This is a genomic window from Agreia sp. PsM10 (assembly GCF_030433855.1).
GTDB lineage: Bacteria > Actinomycetota > Actinomycetes > Actinomycetales > Microbacteriaceae > Agreia.
The window spans coordinates 69,783-87,151 of record NZ_JARUXC010000003.1; the positions used below are offsets into that span (position 1 = coordinate 69,783).

Here is a 17,369-nt window from a genome sequence, read left to right on the forward strand (position 1 = left end):
CCCGCCGCCCACGTCGAAGGAGCCCCGAATGGCGCACGATCTCGAACATCTCCGGCAGGTCTGCTCGGCACTCGGCGAGGCGACCCGGTGGCAGATCCTCGGGCGGGTCGCGGGCGCTGAGCTGTCAGCCTCCGCCCTGGCCGAGTCGGTTCCCGTCAGCAGGCAGGCCATCGCCAAGCACCTCGCGGCACTCGATGCCGCCGGCCTGGTCTCGTCGAAGCGGGTGGGGCGGGAGCTGCGCTACTCGGCCCGCCCCGATGTGCTGAGCGAGGCATCCCGGCATCTCGGTGAGATCGCCGAGGCCTGGTCGCAGCGAACCCCGGATGCTCCATGACGATGCGTTCCCGCAGCGCGCGTTCCCGGACCGTGCGTTTGCGTGTCGCCTCGCTGGGCTGCATTCTCTCGTTGCTCGTCGTGCTCGCCGCGCCGTTCGGCTCCACCGCGACCGCGCTCGAGCTGCCGTCGGGCACCATCGTCGAGCCGGCGCAGACGTCGGAGACGGCCGTGCCCTCCGAGACAGGAGACGATGTGATCACCGCCCCGATGCGCACCGACGGCTCGGACATCATCGACAGCGCGGGCGACGTCGTGGTGATCCGCGCCGTGGCCTGGTTCGGCATGGAGACCGCGAACTGCGCCCCGCACGGACTCTGGTCGATCTCCCTCGACGCCGGCATGGCGCAGATCGCGGCCATGGGCTTCAACACCGTCAGGCTTCCGTTCTCCAGCGAGTGCCTCGCCGCGACGACGGCGACGTCGATCAACGAGCAGCTCAACCCCGATCTCGTGGGGCTCACGCCGCTCGAGCTCATGGATCGCGTCGTCGAGAGCGCGGCAGATCACGGCCTCGCGGTGATGCTCGACAGGCACCGGCCCGACTCCGGGTCGCAGTCCGCGCTCTGGTACACGCCGCAGTACAGCGAGCAGCGCTGGATCGACGACTGGACGAGTCTGGCCGAACGCTATCTCGACGTTCCGAGCGTGATCGCGGTCGACCTGCACAACGAGCCGCACGGTGCCGCCTGCTGGGGCTGCGGCGACCCCGCCACCGACTGGCAGGCTGCAGCCACCCGGGCGGGCAATGCCGTTCTCGCGGTCAATCCCGGCCTGCTCATCGTCGTCGAGGGCGTCGAGACATCCTCCGACGGCTCGAGTACCTGGTGGGGCGGCGGGCTGGCCGACGTCGCCGGGGCGCCCGTGATTCTGGATGTCGGCGATCGCGTCGTGTACTCGCCGCACGACTATCCGGCGAGCGTCTTCCGGCAGACGTGGTTCGATGCCGCCGGCTATCCGGCGAACCTCGGCACGGTCTGGACGACGAACTGGGGATACATCGCGCAGCGCGGAATCGCCCCCGTTCTCGTCGGTGAGTTCGGCACGAAGCTCGAGACGGCGTCCGACTCCGACTGGCTCGCCGAGCTGGTCGACTACATCGACTCCAACGATCTGAGCTTCTCGTACTGGTCGTTCAATCCGAACAGCGGAGACACGGGCGGCCTCGTGCAGGACGACTGGGTGACACCGCAGGCAGCCAAGCTCGCCGCTCTGGCGCCTCTCCTGCCGAATGCCTCGTCGCTGCCCTCGAGCCCGCCGACACCGAGACCGACGCCGTCTCCCATCACCACGCCGTCTCCTTCCACCACCCCGGCGCCCACGCCCCTGAAGCCGCTGCATGGATCGGGCTCAGACGTGATGACCGCCGACCTGACGGTGCAGAGCGAGTGGGCCGACGGCTATGTGGCCGAGGTGGTGCTCCGTTCGTCGACGACGGCGGGCGCGTGGACGATCAGCTGGAGCGATCCGTCGGCGACCGGCGTCGAGAATGCCTGGGGCATGTCGTGCGACGTCAGCGACGGCCGCGTGACCTGCTCCGGCGTCGACTGGGCGGTGCCCGTCGGTGCCGGTGCTGACGTTCGTGTCGGCGTACAGGTCAGGGCCCATGGCGCCCCGCCCCTGCCCATCGCCGTCGACGTGCGGAGCTCGTAGGGCAGCGTCGCGAAGATAGGCAATTCGCCCGATGCCCACACCCCTCCTTAGAGAGGAATCTCGAGTCATAGAGAGATTCCGATCGATGAGGAGCATCACCGTGAATATCAGCGACTATTCGTACTACCGCCTCTACCGCGAGGCAGAGGCCCGCATGGAGAAAGAGCTCGAAGCCCGGCGCATCTCGCTCGAGCGCGCCCATCCGCGCGAGTCGCGCCGACCCCTGCAGCGGGTGGCCGCGTGGGTCGGTGCGCGGATCGAGCGGGCCCCGCGGCACATCGCGCGCCGGGCCGGATCGCACTCCTGAGGTCCACGGTCGATGCTCGCCCGGCAGACGCGGCGGACTGGCACCATAGGACGGTGACCACCAGCGCAGTCCGGGCCGACATCGTCGGCAGGGAGATCGAGCTCGAGGCGCTCGGACGCGCGCTCGACGATGTGCTCTCCGGAGCATTCCGCATCGTCGTGCTGAGCGGCGAGGCTGGCATAGGAAAGTCGCGCCTCGTCGACGAGTTCAGTGCCGCCGCGCCGCCCGCCGTGCGTGTCGTTCGGGGCCAGTGCGTCGACCTCGACCGCGATGCGCCGCCGTACGGTCCGATCGTCTCGGTGCTGCGCGGTCTGGTCGCCGAACTCGGAGCCGAGGAGATCCGGCAGGCATCCGGCTCGGCATTCGACTCGCTGGCGCTGCTCCTTCCGGAGCTGACTGCTCAGGCGGAGCGGTTGCCTTCGGCCAGCGGTGGAGCGGCCCGCCTGTTCGACAGCGTCGCAGCGCTCCTCGGCATGGTGTCCCGCCAGACCCCCGTGGTGATGATCGTCGAGGACGTGCAGTGGGCCGATCCGGCCACCCTCGAACTTCTCCGGTTCCTCGCCCGGCTCGACCCCCGCAGCCGGGTCCTGATGCTTCTGACCTTCCGCACGGAAGACGCCAGCGCCCGCTCCGCGCTGCGCGCCTGGCTGCCCGAGCTCGACCGCAGCAGGGCGGTCGAGCGCCTCGAATTGACGAGGCTCACCCGCCGGCAGGCCCGGGTTCTCGTGCGGCAGCTGTCGGTCGACAGGCGCACGTCGGTCGACTTCGCGCTCCTGTACGAGCGCTCCGACGGCATTCCCTTCTTCATCGAGGAACTGCTGTCGTGGCAGCAGACGCACGATGCCGATCGGCTGCCCGATACCCTCCGAGACATTCTGCTCGCCCGCTACGACACCGTCCGCGACGAGACGCAGCAGGTGCTCCGCCTTCTCGCCTCCGGCGGCCTGGGCGTCGAACACGAACTCCTCGTCGCGGTGTCGTCGATCGATGAGGAACCGCTCGAGGCCGCTCTGCGCGACGCGGTGCGGGCGCACATCCTCGTGGTCGACGGCACCTCCTATCGGTTCCGTCACGCCCTGGTGCGAGACGCCGTGCACGAGCAGCTGCTTCCGGGCGAGCGCATGAGGTATCACTCGAGGTACGCCGAAGAACTGGCGTCCCGCGCGCGCTCCCACACCGACGCCTCCGAGATCGCGTACCACTGGATGGCCGCGCATGATCTTCCCCAGGCGTTCGTGTCCGCTCTCGCGGCGATGGATGCCGCCCGCGGGTCGTACGCGTTCGCTATCGCCGCGAGCATGGGGGAGCGGGCGATCGACCTGTGGCAGCATGTGCCCGACGCAGAGACAGTGGCGGGTCGGACTCTTCCGCAGCTGATGGCGCAGACGGCCTATATCCTGCGCAACGCGGGCAGAAGCGATCGGGCCATCTCGCTCATCGATGAGGCGATCTCTTCGTCGTCGACCGACGACTCGTCGTTCTTCGCGCGGATGCTCCGCGACAAGGCGTCGTTCCTGGCGAACATCGGACGCGAAGGATCGATCGAGCTTCTGCGGCGTGCCCTCGTGGTGCTCGAGGGGCAGCCCCGCAGCGTGCTCCGGGCCAACGTTCTCGGCGAGCTGGCCGCCCGTCTTATGCTCGCCGCACGGTTCTCCGACGCGATCCCCGTCGCCGACTCCGCCTACGCGGAGGCCGAGTCCGTGGGATCGAGGGCGCGCATGTCGGTCGCGGCGAACATCCGGGGCATGTCGACCCTCAGCGTCGGGGGTGTCGACAGCGGCCTCGCCGACCTCGAGCTCGCCGGCGAGCTCGCCGAAGACGACGACTCGGCCATGATGCGGTTCTGCGTCAACTACTCCGATGCCCTCGCGATGCTCGGACGATTCGACCCGGCGATCGAGGTCGCTCGCACCGGGGCGGCTCGGGCCACCGCTCGAGGGGTCGAGCGCACCAGCGGGATCATGTTCGCGTCGAACACCATCGGCCCCCTTCTCTCGCTCGGTCGTGTGGTGGAGGCCGACGAGCTGCTCGACCGATCGCTCGAGCTCGACGCGCCGATCGGATTCAGCTCCGACGTCCGTCTGCTGAAACTGAGGTCGCTCGTGCTGCACGGAGACGTCCTTGTCGCCGAGACGCTCCTCGAGGAATGGGCTCCCGGCCTCGAGCAGCAGTCCCGCATCGACGCACGCCTTGAACGCACGTGGGCGGCGATCGCCGGCGAAGTGCTGCTCGAGAGGGGGCGTGCGAGAGAGGCGTGGCAGCGTTGTCGCACGGTGCTCGACGATGGCCACCTCGACTTCGCCGCCCTCGACCTCCCGCTCCTCGCGGTCGCTGCACGGGCGTTCACGTCGGTCGAGGGGCGGCTGCCGGACGACGATGGCGTCATGATCCACCGGCGCTTCGATGACGTTCTTTCCCGCCTGTCCGAGTGGCCGACGGCCCCTCAGTACGCTTCGGTCGTCAAGGCCGAGATCGAGGACTCGATCGCTGCGTGGCGGCGGGCGGCGGAGTCCGTCTCCTCCTCCCAGGTGCCGAGCCATCTCGAGCCCTACGCGCTGGCGCGTCTTGCCGAGGCGCTCGCCCGTCAGGCCGACCAGCAGTCTGCACTGCAGGTCATCGCAGAGGCCCGTAGCCGAGCCGATGACACATCGAGCGGATTCGTGCTCCTGCGCCTCGCCTCTCTCGAACGTCGACTCGGCCGCCCGGCATCCCGAGACAGTGCGACGGGCGCGGCCGATTCGGCCGCAGGGCTGACCGCGCGAGAACGCCAGGTGCTCGATCTGATCGCGGAAGGGCTCAGCAACAGGCAGATCTCCGAGCGACTCTTCATCAGTGCGAAGACCGCCAGCGTGCACGTATCGAACATCCTGCGCAAGCTCGGGGCCACGAGCCGAACCGAGGCCGTCTTCCTCGATCGATCCCACGACGGCTGACCGTCGTTCTCCGTATCAGGGGGCGCGCTGCTCCAGCAGGCTCTCCATGTAGTCGATCTCGCCCGACTGGGCGAAGACGATCGCCCGCGCCAGGGTCGTGACGAGGGGATGGGTGCTGCGGTCGAGGACGGCGTCGGCCATGTCGACGCCGCCGCGGTGGTGGGAGAGCATCAGTGTGAGGAAGAGCACTTCCGCGTCGGTGCCGCTGGCATTCCGGAGCCGCTCGAGATCGGCGTCGCTCGCCATGCCGGGCATCGCCACGGCGGCGGCGGCGTCCGACGACTCCGGGGTGAGGATTCCATGCTCGTGGCCCTGACTTGCCGAGCCGTCGAGCGTCGGTGCCGACATCCACTCCATGGTCGCTCCGGGTCGCGCCTGAGGCAGGCCCCAGTCGTTGAGCCACGCGTACATCTGACCCGATTGCTGCGCCTGGCTGGTCGCGATATCGTACGCGAGGCTGCGGATCTCCGGGTCGTCCGTGCGGTCTCTCACGATGAGAGCCATCTCGACGGCCTGATCGTGATGCACCTGCATGTCCCGCGCGAATCCGGCCTCGACGCTCGTCGTCGACGGGTCTGCAGACCGTGCCGCGAGCATCCAGCCCCCGGCGAGGCCGACGGCGAGAACGAGGGCGCCCGCGATGACGCCGGCGACCACGAGCCGCCACCGGCTCGCGCCGGCCGGCCGGCCGGGCTCTGTCGCGACGGCGGAGTCGGTCACGCCACGCGACCGGGCGCGTCGAGTCCGCCGGTGCACGCGGCGCCGGGTTCGGGTGCATCGTTGGAGCGCCAGAAGCGGTCGAGGAACAGCCCGAGCCGCTCGTCGTCGGGATCGTCGAGGGCGACCTGAGCTCCCCACGCGCTGGCGACGATCGGCGAATCGAGTCCGTCGACGGGTGAGACCACGATGTACGAGTCGGGAAGCTTCGAACGGAGCGCCTCGACCCCGGCCTCATCGAGCTGTGCGGGATCGTAGGCCAGCCACACGGCGCCGTGCTCGAGCGCGTGGACCGCGTTCTCGTTGGGTACGGACTGCGTGTAGACGCCGCAGTTCAGCCAGACTCCGGCGTGATCGCCGCCCACGGGCGGGTTCTGCGGGTAGTCGACGGTCGTGGTCACGTGGTTCGCCGTGAGCCCCGGGTACGTCTGCAACCCGTCTATTGCAATGCTCGAGGGGTCGGGCTTGGGTGTGGCAGAGGTGACGACGAAGCCGATCAGGAGCCCGATGACCGCGACGGCCGCGACGGAGCCGGTGACGATGGCGATCAGGCGGTTGCGCTTCTGCTTCGCCTGGGCCTGGCGGAATGCCGCCAGCTTCGCCTCCCTGTCGGCGGCGCGCTGCTGTTTGACCGTGAGCTTGCCGGGTCGGTCTGTCGGTCGGGCGTCTTCGGGTGGCGGTGTCACGTCTCTCGATTCGGTCGGAACTCTCGGTTGTAGCTACAACTTCTCATGGGCGGGCTGGAGAAAGACTGGGAATGGTGCTCACGGACTCGGGCTGTCGGCGAGCCTGGTGACATCCGCCCACGTCGGCGACACGAACGTCGTGTTCTTCTCGACGAGTGCGTCGATGACCTCGATGGCGTAGTCGAGCCGTGTCTCGTGGGCGCCGCGGAGCAGCACCCAGGGGAGCCCGCGGGCCGTGAGCCCGTCGACGATCCAGCTCGTCATCTCCGGTCGGATGTGCTCGCCGTCGCGCCAGCCGTCCTGGTCGAAGGGCACGCCGACGTGATCGGTGACGAGGTAGAGGTCACGGTGGGGCAGCTCGGTCGTCGCCGCCTCGTGCGCCGCCGTGCTGTGCGCGCCGATGTAGCGACGCTCCCACAGCGACGTGGCGAACGCGTCGGTGTCGGCGATCACCAGTGAGCAGGCGAGGGCCGCGGCCTGCTCCATGGCGGTCTGGGTGCGCGCGATATGCGCGAAATGCTCAGGCAGCCAGACGAGATCGTCGATCTCGGGCGCGGGCGAACCGGATGCGAGTGACTCGGCCGCCGCACGGGCGTGCAGCTCGTAGGTGAACCGGCGGCCGTACTCGTCGACCTCGGCGATCGCCTCGTATCCGGGCAGGCCACGATAGTGCGCCCGCAGCCCCTCGGAGAGCGTCGTGGTGCCGGTCGACTCGGCGCCGATCACGACGATGCGTGTGGCGAGGTCGAGTCGGGCCGGTTCGGCCAGCTGGTCCCAGCGTTCGGCCAGCCTCTCGCGAGCGGCCGTGCCGCTCATGGGGATGCGACGACGCTCGAGGTCGTCGAGCACGTGCACGGCGCCCAGTCGCTCGGCCAGCTCGGCGCCGTACTCCTCCGAACTGAAGACCACGTCCACGGTGTGGATTCCGCCGCGGCGGAGCGCCGCCAGCGTGACCTCGTGATGGGCAACCCACGCGATCTCGCTGTCGTAGTGCACCGGCGCATCGTCGAGGATTCCGAGCACGGTGACCGAGGCGAGCTCCGCTGTGGCCGTGGTCACCCAGGCGACGCGGCGCTCCAGCGGAATGGTCTCGATCTGCGTCGCCATCACCAGCACGACCAGTCGATCGACCTCGCGCGCGGCCCGCTCGATCAGCGACACGTGCCCGGCGTGAAGAGGATAGAACTTGCCGATGATGAGGCCCGTGCGCGCGGTCATCGGATTCCGACCCGGCTCCGGTGGCCCGGCTGCGCCTCGCGCTGGGCACGCGTGCGCCGCAGCTCGATGGTCCAGCGGCGCAGGCCGTCGATGCAGAGGGCGAGGAAGCCCGCGTAGAGGACCGCGGTCAGCCACAGGCCCTTCGTCGCGTAGAGCGGAATGGAGACGACGTCGACGGCGATCCACACCCACCACTGCTCGATGATCTTTCGCGCCTGCCCCCACGTGGCGAGCAGCGACCCGGCCAGCACGAAGGCGTCGGGCAGGGGAACGGTCGAATCGGTGGCGCTGTGCAGCAGCACCGCGGCCGCGGCGGTGAGCAGGGCCGCCGAGACCAGACCGCCGAGGAGTTCGCGCCGTGAGGCCCGGCGCACCTCCACCACCGCGCCGCGGTTTGCGGCACCGCGCCTCGACCACAGGACCCAGCCGTATACGGCCACCGCCGCGAAGATCACCTGAAGGACGGCGTCGGCGTACAGGCCCGCGCCGATGAAGAGAATCAGGAACGCGACGTTGTTCGCGATACCGACGGGCCAGTTCCAGATGAACTGCCGCGTCACAGCCCAGACGCAGAGTGCGCCGGTCACGAAGCCGACGACCTCGATCACGGACACGCTCTCGCCGAGCAGGGAGAAGGCGGTGGACTGCAGGAAGCCGAGGAGGTCGAACACGGATCGAGAGGGCCTTTCGAAAGGCGTAAGGGGTGACGAGAGGTCAAGCCTAACGATGCGCGGCATCGATCGGATTTGGCCTGCATGTCGAGAAGAGCGAGCATGGAGGCGGCCTCTCCGGCCATGCTTCGAAAGAATCCGCCGCATCACCGACTCTGGGAGCGCGAATGCTTGCCGACATCCTCCAGTCCGAACTCGTCACCAGTCTCCTCGGCGCCCTCATCGCCGTCGCCGCCGCGGTGGTCGTCGTGCTCATCGTGGCGCTGGCGTTCCGCATCACGGCGAGGCGCAGGCCGTGGGCGGGACAGCTGATCGACACCGCGCGTCGACCGTTCCGTGCCGCGCTCGTCGTCTGCTTCGTCTGGGTCTCGCTCGGCATCACCGTGACCGATCCGCAGGCCGCGTCTGCCATCGGGCTCGCGATGAGGATCCTGGCCATCGTCACCATCGCATGGCTCGTCGGTGCCATCATCGTGTTCCTCGAGAACCTGGGGCTCGCGCGCTACCGCATCGACACGCCCGACAACCGGGTCGCCCGACGTGTGCGCACACAGGTGCTGATCCTGAAGCGACTGAGCATCGTGGTCGTCGTGGTGGTGGCGCTCGGTGCGGTGCTGCTGTCGTTCCCCGGAGCCCAGACCTTCGGAGCCAGCCTGCTCGCCTCCGCCGGACTGCTGTCGATCATCGCCGGCCTGGCCGTGCAGTCCAGCCTCTCGAACGTCTTCTCGGGAATGCAGCTCGCCTTCAGCGATGCCATCCGGGTCGACGACGTGGTCATCGTCGAAGAGGAATGGGGGAGGGTGGAGGAGATCACCCTCACCTACGTGGTCGTGCACATCTGGGACGACCGACGCATGATCCTCCCGTCGACCTACTTCACCTCGCGCCCGTACCAGAACTGGACCCGTCGCAACTCCGAGCTGCTCGGATCGGTCGAGTTCGATCTCGACTGGCGCGTCACTCCCCAGCACATGAGGGAGGAGCTCGACCGGGTCCTGTCCCGCACCCCGTTGTGGGACAAGCGTGTGAGTGTGTTGCAGGTCACCGACGCGGTCGGCGGCTACGTGCGGATCCGCATCCTGGTCAGCGCTGTCGACGCGCCGGCCCTCTTCGACCTGCGCTGCTTCGTGCGTGAGGAGCTCGTGACCTGGCTCCACGAGCAGAGCCCCGTGTCGCTGCCCCGCGTGCGCGTTCAGGATACGGCCGAGGCAGACATGCGCCGGCCCTCGCTCGATCCCGAGCCCAATCCGGGAACGGGCGGCCTCTTCTCGGGAGATCCCGAGGCCGAGAACAGGGGAAGCCTCTTCACGGGGCGCATCGACGTGGTGCGCCCCGCCGAGACCGAGTGACTGTCAGAGCGTCGGCGTCGACGCATCCGGCTGGCCGAGCAGCGACGTCGCCCCGCGACGCAGCTGGATGGCCGCCACGATGAACATGACTCCGAAGATGATCGCGTAGATCCCCACGATCCAGATGAGGCTCAGCACCGTGGCGCCGGGCGTCACGAGCGTGAGAATGCCGAGCAGGATGCCGAAGGCGAGCGTGAGCACACCGGAGACGATTCCGATGGTGCGGCTGCGCCCGTCGCTCAGACCCGCGGCGGAGCCGATGCCCAGGGCGCCGTGCATCACGGCGTAGATGACGATCGTCCACAGCGCGAAGAGTCCCCCGATGACCCCCGCGAGCGCCGGGAACACCAGGGCGACGAAACCGGCGATGATCGAGACGACGCCCTGGAAGAGCAGCCATCCCCATCCGCTGCCGGGGGTGCGGATGCGCAGAGCATGCACGACCGCGGTGACCCCGTCGATGATCGCGTAGACACCGAACACGATCACGATGCCCGTCAGGGCTGCTCCCGGTGCGGCGAGGGCGATGATTCCGAAGATCACGGCGAAGATTCCGCGCAGCAGCACGGCCCACCAGATCCCCTTGGCGACAGCTGCGAGTGGATTATTGGTCATGCTGCATACGGTAGTGGTGCGTGTCCCCGTTTAGGAAGAGACTTTCGTCCCTAGGGAGTCAGCACCACCTTCACGCAGCCGTCCTCCTTCTTCTGGAACACCTCGTACATGGCCGGGGCCTCCTCGAGCGAGACGCGGTGCGTCGTCAGGTCGAGCACGCCGAGCGGGTCGCTCGAGTCCTCGACGAGGGGCATCAGGTCGTCGGTCCAGTTGCGCACGTTGCACTGGCCCATGCGCAGCGAGACCTGCTTGTCGAACATCGACTTCATGGGCATCACATCGGCCTCGCCTCCGTAGACGCCGCTGAGCGACACCGTTCCGCCACGGCGAACCAGATCGAGGGCCGTGTGCAGCGCCGCGAGCCGGTCGATTCCCGCCTTGTCCATGGCGGGGCGTGCCAACGCGTCGGGGAGGATTCCGACGACGGCCTGGGCGAATCCGGCTCCGGGCGAGCCGTGGGCCTCCATGCCGACCGCGTCGACCACGGAGTCGGGCCCACGCCCGTCGGTCTGGTCGCGAAGCGCGTCCACGATGTCGTCGTCGAGGTCCCAGACCTCGGCACCGTGCCGTGCAGCCATCTCGCGGCGCTCGGCAACGGGATCGACCGCGAGCACCCGGTAGCCGAGGTGCGCGCCGACCCGCGCCACGAACTGGCCGACGGGGCCCAGCCCGAGCACGCCGAGGGTGCCGCCATCCGGCACGTTCGCGTACTTCACGCCCTGCCAGGCCGTCGGCAGGATGTCGCTGAGGAAGAGATAGCGGTCGTCGGGGCCGTCGGACGAGACGGGGATGGCGTTGTAGTCGGCGAACGGAACGCGCAGCAGCTCAGCCTGCCCGCCGGGGACCTGGCCGTAGAGCTTGGTGTAGCCGAACAGCGAGGCGCCGGAGCCCTGGTCTCTGACCTGGGTCGTCTCGCACTGGGACTGCAGCCCCCGTCGGCACATGAAGCAGTGGCCGCAGGCGATGTTGAAGGTCACGACGACGCGATCTCCCACCGCCAGGTTGCGCACCTCCGAACCGATCTCCTCGACGATGCCCATCGGTTCGTGGCCCAGGATGTCGCCCCGGTCGAGGAACGGGCCGAAGAGTTCGTAGAGATGGAGGTCGGAGCCGCAGATCGCCGTCGAGGTGATGCGGATGATCGCATCGGTCGGCTCGATGATCACCGGGTCCGGGGCGGTCTCCACCTGGACGTTGCGCTTTCCCTGCCATGTCAGTGCTCTCATGCTTCCATGGTGCGCGGTCGCGGCCGAGGACGCCCGACGGGTCGACAGCGGAGGAATAACGGTGTAGCAACCCGGATGCCGAGGGGCGAGACCTCAGGATCGGCCGGTATTCTCGTGCACGGGACCTTTGGGTCACACCTTGAGCAGGAAGGTTCACGCGCGGTATGTCTGACAGTCCGACATCGGCCACGCCCTACGAGGTTCTGGGAATCGCCCCCACGGCGAGCAACGACGAACTGCGGCGCGCCTATCGTCGACGGCTCCGCGAGACGCATCCGGACACCGGCGGCACATCCGCCCGGTTCCATGCCGTGCAGGCCGCCTGGCTGGTGGTGGGCGACCCCGAATCCCGGTCCGCATACGACCGCGGATCGTCGTCGGCATCCGGCCGCGTCGGCTCGGCCCGACCCGCGGGGTCGTCGTCGTGGGCCGCACGCAGTGCGCCGCCGTCGACCGCGTCGTCCTTGAAGGCCCGCTCCTACGGGCACCCGGGCGGGCAGGCGCGCGAGCGGTTCCTCACCCTGATCCGCGAATGGGCGGGCCGCGGTGCCGCTCTGGCCGACCCGTACGACCCCGCCCTGGTGAGAAGCGCTCCGCGCGAGATCCGCTGGTTGCTGGGCAAGGCCCTCGCCGAGGAGCAGACCGCCCGCACCCTCTCCGACCTGGGCATGGGATTCACGGTCTGGAACGACGTGGCCAGCCCCACAGGCCACAAGATCGACCACATCGTGCTCGGACCCGCAGGACTGCTCGCCGTGCGGTCGGAGGACTGGGGCGATCCGGTGCGCCTGCACAGAGGAGAGCTGGCGGGCGACGCGATCCCCGATGGCGAGCAGCCCGTGCGCGACCTCGTGCGCTCGGCCCGCAAGCTCGGCAGGTCTCTCGGTGTGAGGTTCGACGGTCAGGTCATCGTGCTGCCCGACGAGGCACTTGTCGACGCCTCATCGGAGTCTGTGGATCGGGGCCGCAACGCCGGCACCCTCGTCATCGCGCGCTCGCGGTTGTCGTCGGTGATGCGGTCGGGCGTGTCCGAGGGCGATGCCCGGCGGCGAGGCGACGTCTTCGAGGTGCGGACCCGGCTGCAGCAGGCAGTGCAGTTCGTCTGACCTGTGCGGCGGCGGCTACGGCCACTCTCCGCCGCTAGTGCCCGCGGAGCTTCTCGATGTCTCGCCGTTCGCGCTTGGTCGGGCGGCCGGCGCCGCGGTCGCGGATGGGCACGAAGGGCACGTCTTCACGGGCCGGGGGCGGGGGAGTGTTGTCGGTGAGGCTCTCCGCGGCGACGACGGCGCTGACGCGCTTCGCGAGGATCCGCCGCACCACAACGATGCGCTCCGCGTCGCTCGTGCGCACACGCACCTCGTCGCCGATCCGTACCGACTGGGCAGCCTTCACCTTCTCGCCGTTCACGCGCACGTGGCCCGCGCGGCACGCCGCCGTGGCGAGCGAGCGCGTCTTCACGAGTCGCACAGCCCAGATCCAGCTGTCGACCCTGATCGATGAACCGGCTTCCATTGTTCGACTCTACGAGACTGCCGAGGCGCACGAGCGGACTAGAACATATGTTCGAATGACGGTATCGTCGAGACATGACTCTCGCATATCAGGCCTCGCTCTTCGACGAACCGGATGCGGCTCCTGTCGTCGGTCCCCTCGGTGGCCGCCTGCGGCGGATTCCGCTCGAATCCGGCGCGTGGATCGACGTGTGCCCTGGCTGGGTCGCCAACTCGGACACCCTGTTCGAAGAACTGGTCGGCGCCGTCGACTGGCGAGCAGACCGACGTGAGATGTACGACCGCGTGGTCGAGGTGCCGCGACTCGTGAGCTGGTTCGGGGCGGCCGATGCGCTGCCCCATCCCGCTCTCGACGAAGCCATGCGTCGGCTCAACACCCACTACGCACGGGTCGACGACGAGCGATTCGCCACGGCCGGCCTCTGCTTCTACCGCACGGGCGACGACAGTGTCGCCTGGCATGGAGACCGGGTCGGCCGCTCGGTGCAGCGCGACACGAGGGTCGCCATCCTGTCGGTCGGAGCCGAGCGCGTGCTCTCGGTGCGGCCGGTCGCGGGTGGGGAGGTGTCCCGGTTTCCTGTCGGGCACGGCGACCTCATCGTGATGGGCGGCAGCTGCCAGCGCACCTACGAGCACGCGATCCTGAAGTCGGCCAAGGCGGTCGGGCCCCGTATCAGTGTGCAGTTCCGGCGGGCCTGAGCGGCGACTAGGCCGAGACGGCGAGGTTCGCCAGCTGCTGGGCGAAGGGGATCACGGTCTCCTCTGCGGGGTGAGCGGTCGGGCGGCCCTCGACGAGCTCAGCGAGCTCGCCCGCCGCGCGGGTGATGCGCACGGCCAGGTCGCCGTGCGCGCCGCCGGTGCTGCCCCAGTCCTCGGAAGCGGCGAACACCGAGGTTGGAACGATCATCGACTGCAGGTATGCGAAGAGCGGGCGCACCGAGTATTCGAGGGCGAGCGAGTGCCGGGCCGTGCCGCCTGTCGCTGCGATGAGCACCGGCTTGCCTGCCAGAGTGCGCGGCTCGAGGATGTCGAAGAACGACTTGAAGAGGCCGCTGTACGACGACGAGAAGATCGGGGTCACCGCGATCACGGCGTCGGCGCTCGTGAGGGTCTCGATGGCGGTCTTCAGATCGCCGGCCGCGAAGCCGGTCAGCATCATGTTCGTGATCTCGTGGGCGAGGTCGCGCAGCTCGATCACGGTGATCGTCGCCTCCGATCCTGCCTCTGCGAGCGTCCGCGACGTCGCCTCCGCGAGGCGATCGGCGAGCAGCCGCGTCGACGAGGGCTGGCTGAGTCCGGCCGAGATGACTGCGATCGACTTGTCCATGATGATCTCCACTCCACATTTCAATGCGTTTGCATCTATATTCGATCGAACATCACTGTCTCGGCGAATATTCCCGCGCCCAATGCACTGCGCCTCGTGGTCAGGCGATGAGGCAGAATCGGGTGATGGACACCTTGGAGCCCGGCCCGTACGTTCACTTCAAGGGCGGTCGCTACGACGTCGTGGGCGAGGCGAGGCACAGCGAGACCGAGGAGCCGATGGCCGTGTATCGATCGGCCGACGGCTCGCTCTGGGTGAGGCCTCTCGAGATGTTCCTCGGCGAGGCGATGGTCGACGGCGTTGCGGTGCCCCGCTTCGTGAAGCTGTGACAGGGCTCGATCCGGCGGGTCCGGCTCGCCGCCCGCACGGCAGCGGGGACGCATGGGTGACCGCACCGGACGGGCGCAGATTCTGGGGAACGTTCGGCGCCGCCGGTCTGCTGGTGCACGACGATCGCGGTGTTCTGCTTCAGCACCGGGTCGAGTGGAGCCATTTCGGCGGAACGTGGGGACTTCCCGGAGGAGCTCGCCACGAAGCGGAGTCCGCGGTGCGCGGCGCGCTTCGCGAGGCGGAGGAGGAGGCGGGCGTGCCCGCCGACGCCCTGGCGCTCGAGTTCACGAGCGTGCTCGATCTCGGACTCTGGAGCTACGCGACGGTCGGCGTGCGCGCGACGCGGCACTTCGACGCCCGGATCGGAGACGCCGAGAGCGTCGAGCTCCGCTGGATTCCCTTCGACGAGGTCGAATCGCTTCCCCTGCACCCCGGCTTCGCGGCCCGCTGGCCCGCTCTTCGGGCCGTGGTCGAGCATCCGATCGTGGTCGTCGTCGACGCGGCCAACGTCGTCGGCTCTCGTCCTAACGGGTGGTGGAAGGACCGCGCGGCCGCAGCCTCGGCACTCCTCGACGATCTTGCAACCGTGTCCGATGCCGGGATCGACGGAGCACTTGTCGGTGCCGATGTCGACCGATGCTGGCCCTCGATCGTCGTCGTGCTCGAGGGCGAGGCGCGACGTGCCCGGCCGCCCCGAGAGCCCGACCCGTCCCGGGTCGTCGCCGACGGCATCCGGGCGCCCGGGCTCGAGGTGGATCGGGCCGAGGGCGAGGGCGACGAGCTGATCGTCGAGATCGCACGCGCCGGCCGGGACTCCCACGCCAGGGTGGTCGTCGTGACCGCGGATGCGGCGCTCCGCGATCGCGTGGAAGCGCTGGGGTGCGCCACGAGAGGGCCTCGCTGGATGCGGGGAATCATCGACGGCATGGCGGGAACGGTCGCCTGACGCCCGGCGAGCTGTGGATGCGCGCAGAGCGCGATCCGCACGGCGCATTCCCTGCTCGCGAGCGCACTCGCATCGGCTACGCTTGAGGCTCTAGGAGGTCACGAACTTGGCTGATGACACGAACGCACACGAGTCCGCGAACCGCGTACGCAACGAGACCGACACGACCCTGCATTTCACCGCGGAGTTCGCAGCCCAGCTCGCGGCTCTCGAGGGCGGCGTCACGGCAGAAGAACTCGAGGCGATCGCGGCACTGCCGTCGGGCTCCGCGCTGCTGATCGTTCGCCGGGGACCGAACAACGGCGCGCGGTTCCTCCTCGACTCCGACAACACGGTTGCCGGTCGTCACCCGGAGGCCGACATCTTCCTCGACGACGTCACCGTGTCCCGCCGCCACGCGGCCTTCACCCGACACGGCACCGCGTTCGAGGTCACCGATCTCGGTTCGCTGAACGGCACCTACTTCGACGGGGTGCGGGTCGACAGGGCCCTCCTCAGCGACGGTGCCGAGGTGCAGGTCGGCAAGTTCCGTCTGACGTTCTACCCGTCGCGGCTCGACGTCGCCACCGCTGCCGGCGAGTAGATGGCGGCGACACCCGCATCGGCCCGCGGCCAGGCTTCGCCCCAGCTGTTGAGCATCGGCCAGGTCCTGGCCCGATTGACCCCCGAGTTCCCCGACCTCACCCCGTCGAAGCTCCGCTTCCTCGAGGAGCGCGGGCTGGTTCGGCCCGCTCGAACGGAGTCGGGGTACCGCAAGTTCTGCCAGCAGGACCTCGATCGACTCCGCCTCATCCTCACGATGCAGCGCGATCGCTACCTTCCTCTCGTCGTCATCAAGTCGTACCTCGACGACGTCGACGCCGGCCTCGGCCCCCTTCTGCCCGGATCGACGACCGACCACGGGCCGTCGATGCTGCCCAGCGGCCGCAGGCTCAGCCGCGATGAACTCATCCGCGAGGCCGGCGCGACGCCGATGCTTCTGCAGGACGCCGTGTCGGCTTCCGTGATCGTGCCGGGCGAGACCTTCGGCGACGACACCCTCGCGGTGCTCAAGGCCCTGGTCGAGCTGCAGAGATGCGGCATCGAGCCCCGGCACCTCCGGGGCTTCCGGGTCGCCGCCGAGCGCGAGCTCGGTCTGATCGAGAGCGCGCTCGTCCCTGTCTCCCGGCGCAACGACGCGTCCTCCCGCGCGCGGGCGGCCGAACTCGCGGTCGAGATCGCGGGACAGCTCGAGATCGTGCGGGGGAGCCTCATCAGATCAGCCCTCGGGAGACTCGTTCCCTGACCCGTCGCGCCGTAGACTGTGTGCTCAGGACGACCCGTGCCGCCGATGATCCGTCGCCGTCACGATTCTGTGCGACACGCCGACCGCTTCGTGCGGATGTCGTTGCCGCCGAGCGGTCGCCTCGCTAGCGTGGACCAAGTAGACCTACCCGGCTTTTCACAGCCGACAATTTTCTGGAAGAGGCGCGTTTCTTGAGCGAGAACATCGGGACCGGTGCCGGTCCAGGCACGAAGCGCAGCGATGACGCCCGCTTCGACGGGCT

General features: G+C 68.9%; 19 protein-coding genes. 11 read left to right on the forward strand and 8 right to left on the reverse strand.

What is annotated here, in order from left to right; genetic code table 11:
- Positions 1 to 28 precede the first annotated feature (28 nt).
- The 4 genes from QCD70_RS04360 (at position 29) to QCD70_RS04375 (ending at position 5,226) form a co-directional block, all read left to right on the forward strand.
- Positions 29 to 334 (forward strand): ArsR/SmtB family transcription factor, encoded by a 306-nt coding sequence (locus QCD70_RS04360; RefSeq protein WP_301213962.1) that lies wholly within the window; start codon positions 29 to 31, stop codon positions 332 to 334.
- A complete protein-coding gene (locus QCD70_RS04365) occupies positions 331 to 1,986 on the forward strand; it encodes a cellulase family glycosylhydrolase (RefSeq protein ID WP_301213963.1) in 1,656 nt (551 codons plus the stop codon). Before QCD70_RS04360 ends, QCD70_RS04365 begins: the two co-directional genes overlap by 4 nt.
- Positions 1,987 to 2,086: 100 nt before the next feature.
- Positions 2,087 to 2,293, forward strand: a complete 207-nt coding sequence (locus QCD70_RS04370) for a hypothetical protein (RefSeq protein ID WP_301213964.1) — start codon at positions 2,087 to 2,089, stop codon at positions 2,291 to 2,293.
- A 53-nt stretch (positions 2,294 to 2,346) separates the two neighbouring features.
- Positions 2,347 to 5,226, forward strand: coding sequence for a helix-turn-helix transcriptional regulator (locus tag QCD70_RS04375; RefSeq protein ID WP_301213965.1), 2,880 nt, complete (start codon positions 2,347 to 2,349; stop codon positions 5,224 to 5,226).
- 15 nt (positions 5,227 to 5,241) lie between these two features.
- On the opposite strand, the gene QCD70_RS04380 is transcribed toward QCD70_RS04375, so the two are convergent.
- The 4 genes from QCD70_RS04380 to pnuC all read right to left on the reverse strand — a co-directional run bounded on the left by QCD70_RS04380 (position 5,242) and on the right by pnuC (position 8,518).
- Positions 5,242 to 5,946, reverse strand: coding sequence for a DUF305 domain-containing protein (locus tag QCD70_RS04380; protein WP_301213966.1), 705 nt, complete (start codon positions 5,944 to 5,946; stop codon positions 5,242 to 5,244).
- The gene (locus QCD70_RS04385) at positions 5,943 to 6,629 is read right to left on the reverse strand and encodes a DUF3105 domain-containing protein (RefSeq protein WP_301213967.1); all 687 of its coding nucleotides are present in this window, start codon (positions 6,627 to 6,629) and stop codon (positions 5,943 to 5,945) included. Before QCD70_RS04385 ends, QCD70_RS04380 begins: the two co-directional genes overlap by 4 nt.
- A 78-nt stretch (positions 6,630 to 6,707) precedes the next feature.
- Positions 6,708 to 7,847 (reverse strand): AAA family ATPase, encoded by a 1,140-nt coding sequence (locus QCD70_RS04390; RefSeq protein WP_301213968.1) that lies wholly within the window; start codon positions 7,845 to 7,847, stop codon positions 6,708 to 6,710.
- Entirely contained in the window at positions 7,844 to 8,518 is a 675-nt protein-coding gene (gene pnuC, locus QCD70_RS04395) for a nicotinamide riboside transporter PnuC (protein ID WP_301213969.1), read from the reverse strand. The genes QCD70_RS04390 and pnuC overlap by 4 nt, the downstream gene beginning before the upstream one ends.
- A gap of 167 nt (positions 8,519 to 8,685) precedes the next feature.
- Between pnuC and QCD70_RS04400 the strand changes: the two genes are divergently transcribed.
- The gene (locus tag QCD70_RS04400; protein ID WP_301213970.1) at positions 8,686 to 9,867 is read left to right on the forward strand and encodes a mechanosensitive ion channel family protein; all 1,182 of its coding nucleotides are present in this window, start codon (positions 8,686 to 8,688) and stop codon (positions 9,865 to 9,867) included.
- 3 nt (positions 9,868 to 9,870) lie between these two features.
- Here QCD70_RS04400 and QCD70_RS04405 read toward each other — a convergent pair whose 3' ends face one another.
- Positions 9,871 to 10,482, reverse strand: a complete 612-nt coding sequence (locus QCD70_RS04405; RefSeq protein ID WP_301213971.1) for an HdeD family acid-resistance protein — start codon at positions 10,480 to 10,482, stop codon at positions 9,871 to 9,873.
- A 50-nt stretch (positions 10,483 to 10,532) separates the two neighbouring features.
- The gene (locus QCD70_RS04410; protein WP_301213972.1) at positions 10,533 to 11,708 is read right to left on the reverse strand and encodes an alcohol dehydrogenase catalytic domain-containing protein; all 1,176 of its coding nucleotides are present in this window, start codon (positions 11,706 to 11,708) and stop codon (positions 10,533 to 10,535) included.
- A gap of 164 nt (positions 11,709 to 11,872) precedes the next feature.
- On the opposite strand from QCD70_RS04410, the gene QCD70_RS04415 reads away from it, so the two are divergent.
- Positions 11,873 to 12,814 carry a J domain-containing protein gene (locus tag QCD70_RS04415; RefSeq protein WP_301213973.1) on the forward strand — a complete coding sequence of 314 codons (942 nt, stop codon included), beginning with the start codon at positions 11,873 to 11,875 and terminating at the stop codon, positions 12,812 to 12,814.
- 34 nt (positions 12,815 to 12,848) lie between these two features.
- On the opposite strand, the gene QCD70_RS04420 is transcribed toward QCD70_RS04415, so the two are convergent.
- Positions 12,849 to 13,220, reverse strand: coding sequence for an RNA-binding S4 domain-containing protein (locus tag QCD70_RS04420; protein WP_301213974.1), 372 nt, complete (start codon positions 13,218 to 13,220; stop codon positions 12,849 to 12,851).
- A gap of 74 nt (positions 13,221 to 13,294) precedes the next feature.
- Between QCD70_RS04420 and QCD70_RS04425 the strand changes: the two genes are divergently transcribed.
- Positions 13,295 to 13,918: an alpha-ketoglutarate-dependent dioxygenase AlkB gene (locus tag QCD70_RS04425; RefSeq protein ID WP_301213975.1), complete on the forward strand. Its 624-nt coding sequence runs from the start codon at positions 13,295 to 13,297 to the stop codon at positions 13,916 to 13,918.
- Between the two features lie 7 nt (positions 13,919 to 13,925).
- Here QCD70_RS04425 and QCD70_RS04430 read toward each other — a convergent pair whose 3' ends face one another.
- The gene (locus QCD70_RS04430) at positions 13,926 to 14,546 is read right to left on the reverse strand and encodes an FMN reductase (protein ID WP_441004909.1); all 621 of its coding nucleotides are present in this window, start codon (positions 14,544 to 14,546) and stop codon (positions 13,926 to 13,928) included.
- 125 nt (positions 14,547 to 14,671) lie between these two features.
- Here QCD70_RS04430 and QCD70_RS04435 point away from each other — a divergent pair, with 125 nt between their 5' ends.
- The 4 genes from QCD70_RS04435 to ftsR all read left to right on the forward strand — a co-directional run bounded on the left by QCD70_RS04435 (position 14,672) and on the right by ftsR (position 17,107).
- Positions 14,672 to 14,875: a DUF1653 domain-containing protein gene (locus QCD70_RS04435; RefSeq protein ID WP_301213976.1), complete on the forward strand. Its 204-nt coding sequence runs from the start codon at positions 14,672 to 14,674 to the stop codon at positions 14,873 to 14,875.
- A gap of 56 nt (positions 14,876 to 14,931) precedes the next feature.
- Positions 14,932 to 15,822: an NUDIX domain-containing protein gene (locus tag QCD70_RS04440; RefSeq protein WP_301213977.1), complete on the forward strand. Its 891-nt coding sequence runs from the start codon at positions 14,932 to 14,934 to the stop codon at positions 15,820 to 15,822.
- A 106-nt stretch (positions 15,823 to 15,928) separates the two neighbouring features.
- Positions 15,929 to 16,405 carry an FHA domain-containing protein gene (locus QCD70_RS04445; RefSeq protein ID WP_301213978.1) on the forward strand — a complete coding sequence of 159 codons (477 nt, stop codon included), beginning with the start codon at positions 15,929 to 15,931 and terminating at the stop codon, positions 16,403 to 16,405.
- Complete coding sequence (gene ftsR, locus QCD70_RS04450) at positions 16,406 to 17,107, forward strand: transcriptional regulator FtsR (protein ID WP_055928397.1); 702 nt, start codon at positions 16,406 to 16,408, stop codon at positions 17,105 to 17,107.
- Positions 17,108 to 17,369 lie beyond the last annotated feature (262 nt).